5 protein-coding genes are annotated in these 5,480 nt (G+C 70.8%); 3 read left to right on the top strand and 2 right to left on the bottom strand.

Features of this window, described 5'->3' with window-relative positions; genetic code table 11:
* Positions 1–179: 179 nt before the first annotated feature.
* Complete coding sequence (locus tag ACIKT0_RS12235; RefSeq protein ID WP_407105601.1) at positions 180–1,475, top strand: GntP family permease; 1,296 nt, start codon at positions 180–182, stop codon at positions 1,473–1,475.
* On the opposite strand, the gene ACIKT0_RS12230 is transcribed toward ACIKT0_RS12235, so the two are convergent.
* Positions 1,472–3,121, bottom strand: a complete 1,650-nt coding sequence (locus ACIKT0_RS12230; protein WP_407105600.1) for a cisplatin damage response ATP-dependent DNA ligase — start codon at positions 3,119–3,121, stop codon at positions 1,472–1,474. The genes ACIKT0_RS12235 and ACIKT0_RS12230 overlap by 4 nt on opposite strands.
* Positions 3,122–3,192: 71 nt before the next feature.
* On the opposite strand from ACIKT0_RS12230, the gene ACIKT0_RS12225 reads away from it, so the two are divergent.
* The gene (locus ACIKT0_RS12225) at positions 3,193–3,489 is read left to right on the top strand and encodes a GIY-YIG nuclease family protein (protein ID WP_407105599.1); all 297 of its coding nucleotides are present in this window, start codon (positions 3,193–3,195) and stop codon (positions 3,487–3,489) included.
* A 167-nt stretch (positions 3,490–3,656) separates the two neighbouring features.
* Here ACIKT0_RS12225 and ACIKT0_RS12220 read toward each other — a convergent pair whose 3' ends face one another.
* Positions 3,657–4,697 (bottom strand): ligase-associated DNA damage response exonuclease, encoded by a 1,041-nt coding sequence (locus tag ACIKT0_RS12220; protein WP_407105603.1) that lies wholly within the window; start codon positions 4,695–4,697, stop codon positions 3,657–3,659.
* A gap of 295 nt (positions 4,698–4,992) precedes the next feature.
* On the opposite strand from ACIKT0_RS12220, the gene ACIKT0_RS12215 reads away from it, so the two are divergent.
* The coding region (locus ACIKT0_RS12215) for a DEAD/DEAH box helicase (RefSeq protein WP_407105602.1) at positions 4,993–5,480 on the top strand (488 nt) is incomplete at its 3' end.

Below are 5,480 nucleotides of genomic sequence, written 5' to 3'. Positions count from 1 at the left end.
GCGTGCTGTCAGTTTCTGGCGCCGAGCCGCTGTGACGCCGGCAGCAGGTGACCCAACGCTTATGTTAGGAATTTCCGATTCCAAGCGCCGGGTCTCTCGCCGACGCCGCCCCGGCGCTCTCCGCGGGGCCCCTGCTGATCATCGCGGCGCTCGCGGTCGCGGCGCTGCTCGTTCTGATCATGCGCTTCAAGCTGCACGCCTTCCTGGCGCTGATCCTGGTCAGCCTGGTCACGGGCCTCGTCGCCGGCATCCCGGCCGAAAAAGTCGTCCCGACGCTGCTGGCGGGGTTCGGGACCACGCTCGGCAGCGTCGCGCTGCTGGTCGGGCTCGGCGCGATGCTCGGTCGGCTGGTGGAGGTCTCGGGCGGCGCCCAGGCGCTCGCCGACGACCTGATCCGCTTGTTCGGCGAGAAGCGCGCGCCGTTCGCGCTTGGCGTCGCCTCGCTGATCTTCGCCTTCCCGATCTTCTTCGACGCGGGCCTCGTCGTGATGCTGCCGATCATCTTCACGGTCGCGCGGCGGGTCGGCGGCGGGCTGCTGCGCTACGGGATCCCGGCCGCCGGCGCGTTCTCCTGCATGCACGTGTTCGTGCCGCCGCATCCGGGCCCGGTCGCCGCGACCGAACTGCTCAAGTCCGACATCGGCCTCGTCACGCTGGTCGGCTTCGTGATCGCGATCCCGACCTGGTACGTGACCTCCTACCTGTTCGGCCTGTGGATCGGCCGCCGGATCGACGTGAAGGTCCCGGACATCCTGAGCGGCGGCCCGCAGGCCGCCACCGTGGCGAACCCGCCGAAATCCTCCACCGTCATCCTGCTGCTGCTGCTGCCGCTGGCGATCATCTTCCTCAACACCGGCCTCGACGCGCTCGGCGCTGCCGACGTCTTCGACCGCAAGGCGCAGTGGTTCCAGGTGGCGCGCGGGCTCGGCGCCACGCCGATCGCGCTGCTCGTCGCCGTGCTGGTGGCCTCCTACGCGCTCGGGCGGCGGCGGGGCCGCAGCGGCTTGGAGATCGAGAAACTGGTCGATTCGGCGCTCGGGCCGATCTGCTCGATCACGCTGATCACCGGGGCCGGCGGCATGTTCGGCGGCGTCCTGCGCGCGAGCGGCATCGGCGGCGCGCTCTCGCAGGCGCTCGACGGGCTCGGCCTGCACATCTTCGTCGCCGCCTATGTGATCGCCGCAGCGCTCCGCATCGCGCAGGGGTCGGCGACCGTCGCGCTGATCACCGCCGCCGGCCTCGTGCAGCCGGCCGTCGAGGCCGCCGGCTATGTCGGCGTCGACCGCGCCGCGATCGTGATCGCGCTCGGCGCCGGCTCGGTGATCGCGAGCCACGTCAACGATTCCGGCTTCTGGCTGGTCGGCCGGTTCTTCGAGATGGACCTCAAGACCACGCTGAAGACCTGGACGGTGCTGGAGACGCTGATCAGCCTGATGGGCTTCGCGCTGGCCGGCCTGATCTTCGTGCTGTTCTAGGAGGTTCGGGCGGCGCCCCGCAGGTCGATCAGCGCCTCGAGCGTCTCCAGCCGGTCGGCCTCGTGGGGCGGCTTGTCCCAGCGGATCCGGGCGACGCGCGGAAACCGCATCGCGACGCCGGACTTGTGGCGGGCGGAGCGCGCCACGCCCTCGAACGCGACCTCCAGGACGAGCCCGAGCTCCTCGGTGTGCGAGACCTCCCGCACCGGCCCGAACCGGTTGATCGTGTGCTTGCGCACGAAGCGGTCGAGCTCGACCAGCTCCTCGTCCGTGAAGCCGAAATAGGCCTTGCCGACGGGCACGAGCTGCGGCCCCGCGTCGTCCTCGGTCCACAGGCCGAAGGTGTAGTCCGAATAGAAGGAGGAGCGCTTGCCGTGCCCGCGCTGGGCGTACATCAGCACGGCGTCCACCGTCATCGGGTCGTGCTTCCACTTGAACCACAGGCCCTTGGGCCGGCCCACCACGTAGGGCGCGTCGCGGCGCTTCACCATCAGCCCCTCGACGGCCGCGGAGTCGTCCCCCGCCCCGGCCGACGCCGGATCGAGCCGCGCCGCCGCGAGTTCGTCCCAGTCCGCGAACGGCACCATCGGCGAAAGGTCGACGCGGGGGTTTTGCTCCCGGGCGATGAACGCCTCGAGCCTCGCCCGCCGCTCCATGAACGGCTTCTCGCGCAGGTCCTCCCCGCCCTCCACCAGCAGGTCGTAGACGCGGATGTGGACCGGGAACTCGGCGATCAGCTTGGGCGTGACGCTTTTGCGGTTCAGCCGCTGCTGCAGCACGTTGAAGCTCTGCACCCTTCCCTCGCGCAGCACCAGCAACTCGCCGTCGATCGCCCCGTCGAAGGTCAGCGCCTCGATCAGGTCCGGAAAGGCGCCGGAGACGTCCTCGCCGGACCGGCTCCACAGCCGCGCGACGTGACGGCCCTCCTCGTCCCGGCCGGCCGAGGCCTGCACGCGGATGCCGTCCCACTTCCACTCCGCCACGAACTCCGCCGGATCGAAGGCGCGATAATCCGCGTCCTCCAGCGGATGGGCGAGCATCGGCGGCCGGAACGGCGCGGGGTCCAGCGCGGACGGCTTCTCGCCCCGGCCCTCGACCCAGGCGAACAGCTCCTCGTAAGGCGGCTCGAGGCCGGGCCAGACCAGCTCGATCTCGTCGGGCTTGTGGTCGCCGAGCGCCGCGACCGCGGTCTTGGCGAGCCGCGCCGAGGCGCCGATCCGCAGGCTGCCGGTGATGAGCTTGAGCAGCGCCCAGCGCCCGACCTCGTCGAGCGCGTCGAGCCAGGCCGCGAGCCTGCGCGGCAGGTCGATCTTGGCGGTCGAGGTCAGCCCCTCGACGATCTCGGACAGCGGCGGCACGCGGTTGGCGCGCGGCTCTCCGGGCCACATCAGCGCGACCGTCTCCGCAAGGTCCCCGACATAGTCGTAGGACAGGCCGAACAGGACCGGGTCCGTGCGCTCCATGATCAGGCCGCGGATCAGGCCGGGCTTGGCGTGCCGGAACGACAGCGCGCCGGTCAGCGCCGCCAGCGCCCAGCCGCGTTCGGGGTCCGGCGTCTCCCGGAAATAGTCCGCGATCAGCCGCACCTTGGCGTTGCGCCGCGGCTCATAGGCCAGCCGATCGAGCAGGAAGGCGAAGCGGTTCATGCCCGCTTTCCCTCCCCGCTTCCGCCCGTCATGCTCCGGCTTGTCCGGAGCATCCAGACCGACAACTCGCGATGGATCGTCAGTTCTACGTCTACATCCTCGCAAGCGGGCCCTATGGCACCCTCTACATCGGCGTGACCAGCAATCTCCCAGCGCGTATTTGGCAGCACCGCGAAGGTGTGGCCGATGGCTTCACCAAGCGCTACGGGGTGCATCGCCTCGTCTTTTTCGAAGTGCACGCGACCGCTCTCGAAGCGATCACCAGGGAGAAGCGCCTCAAGCGTTGGCCGCGCGATTGGAAAATCAATCTCATCGAACGCGACAATCCACGGTGGGACGACCTGTTCGACGCGATCGCGGCCCCGTAGAGGCGAATGGACGAGAATGAACCTCGTCATGCCCCGGCTTGTCCGGGGCATCCAGCATTCCGGCTTGGTGACGCGCCAATGTTCCAGCGCAGAGCCCGGCGCCGGCTCTGGATGCCCCGGACAAGCCGGGGCATGACGGAGAGCCCGAGACGGCGCGGGGAGCGCGCTCAATGCGCATCCTCCTCGGCGGGCGTCTCTTCCGCCTCGCCCTCGTCGCCATAGCCGACGAGGCGCAGCGGGCGGGCCTTCAGGCCGGCTGCGCCGCACCAGTGGACCAGCGCGTCCTCCTCGCCATGCGTCACCCAGATCTCCTCGGCGCCGGTGTCGAGGATGGTCTGGCGCAACTCGTCCCAGTCCGCGTGGTCGGAGACCACCAGCGGCAGCTCGACGCCCTTCTGGCGGGCGCGGGCGCGCACACGCATCCAGCCGGAGGCCGCGACCGTGACGGGATCGGGAAACTTGCGGGCCCAGAGCTCGCGCAGCGCGGAGGGCGGGCACAGCACGATCGCGCCGGCGAGCGCCTTCCGGTCGGCGGCCATCACCCGGATCGTCTCGCCGAGGTCGATTCCGAGCGCCCGGTACGTCTCGGTCACCCGCTCCATCGCGCCGTGCAGGTGGATCGGCCGGTCCCAGCCGGCCTGCCGCAGCAGCTTCATCAGCCGCTGCGCCTTGCCGAGCGTGTAGGCGCCGACGAGATGCGCGCGATCCGGAAACAGCTCGACGCTGTCGAGCAGCTTGGCGACCTCGCCGGCCGCGTCCGGGTGGCGGAACACCGGCAGGCCGAAGGTCGCCTCGGTGATGAAGAGATCGCACGGCACGACCTCGAACGTGGCCGCCGTCGGGTCATGGGCGCGCTTGTAGTCGCCCGAGACGACCGCGCGAAAACCCTTCCACTCCAGCAGGATCTGCGCGGCGCCCAGCACGTGGCCGGCGGGGTGGAAACTGACCCTCACGCCGCCGCCGACGTCATGGACCTCGCCATAGGCGGCGGGCTGGCGCGTCGCGCAGAACGCCTCGCCATAGCGCGCCGCCATGATGGCGAGCGTCTCCGGCGTCGCCATCACGGAGGCGTTGCCGGGCCGGGCGTGATCCGCATGGCCGTGGGTGACCAGCGCCCGCTCCACGGGGCGGAGCGGATCGATGTGCAGATCGGCGGGCGGACAGTAGAGCCCCTTGGGGCTCGGACAGAGCAGGTCTTCGGGGCGCATCTGACCCACAGATATGCTTTTGCGGCCCGAGAAACAGACGGCGCGCCTCTATCCGTCCCTCGCAGCGGGGAGGGTGGACGGCGGAGCCGGCCGGGTGGGGTGCTCGCAAGGCAAAGCAACACGCCCGACGAAGAGCCCACCCGACCCGTCGCTGCGCGCCGGGCCACTCTCCCCAGGCTGCGCTTGAGCAGGGATCAGGAACCCGCCCCTCCCTTCCCTGTCCTGCGCGCTTATCTTTCTCGCTGTGACCGCCCTCCCCCGCCCACAGAACGCCGCCGTGCTGCCCGAGCGCTTCATGCGCTGGTTCGCGGGCCGCGGGTGGACGCCGCGCCCGCACCAGCTCGAGCTGCTGGCGCATGCCCGGGCCGGGCGGGATTCCCTGCTGATCGCGCCGACCGGGGCGGGCAAGACGCTCGCGGGCTTCCTGTCGACGCTGGTCGAGCTCGCGGCGGCGCCGCGCGGCGAAAGCGAGGGCATCCACACGCTCTACGTCTCGCCGCTCAAGGCGCTCGCGGTCGACGTCGCGCGCAATCTCGAGCGGCCGGTGAGCGAGATGGGGCTCGGCGTCCGGATCGAGGGCCGCACCGGCGACACGCCGGCCTCGCGCCGCCAGCGCCAGAAGCGCCAGCCGCCCGACATTCTGCTGACGACGCCCGAGCAGGTCGCGCTGCTGATCGGCGACCCGGGGGCCGCAAAACTGTTCGAGACGGTGCGGCGGGTCGTGGTCGACGAGCTGCACGCGCTCTCGCCCACCAAGCGCGGCGACCAGCTCGCGCTGGCGCT

Source organism: Hansschlegelia beijingensis (assembly GCF_045505405.1).
Lineage (GTDB): Bacteria > Pseudomonadota > Alphaproteobacteria > Rhizobiales > Methylopilaceae > Methylopila > Methylopila beijingensis_A.
This window is presented reverse-complemented; position numbering and strand designations above follow the sequence as displayed.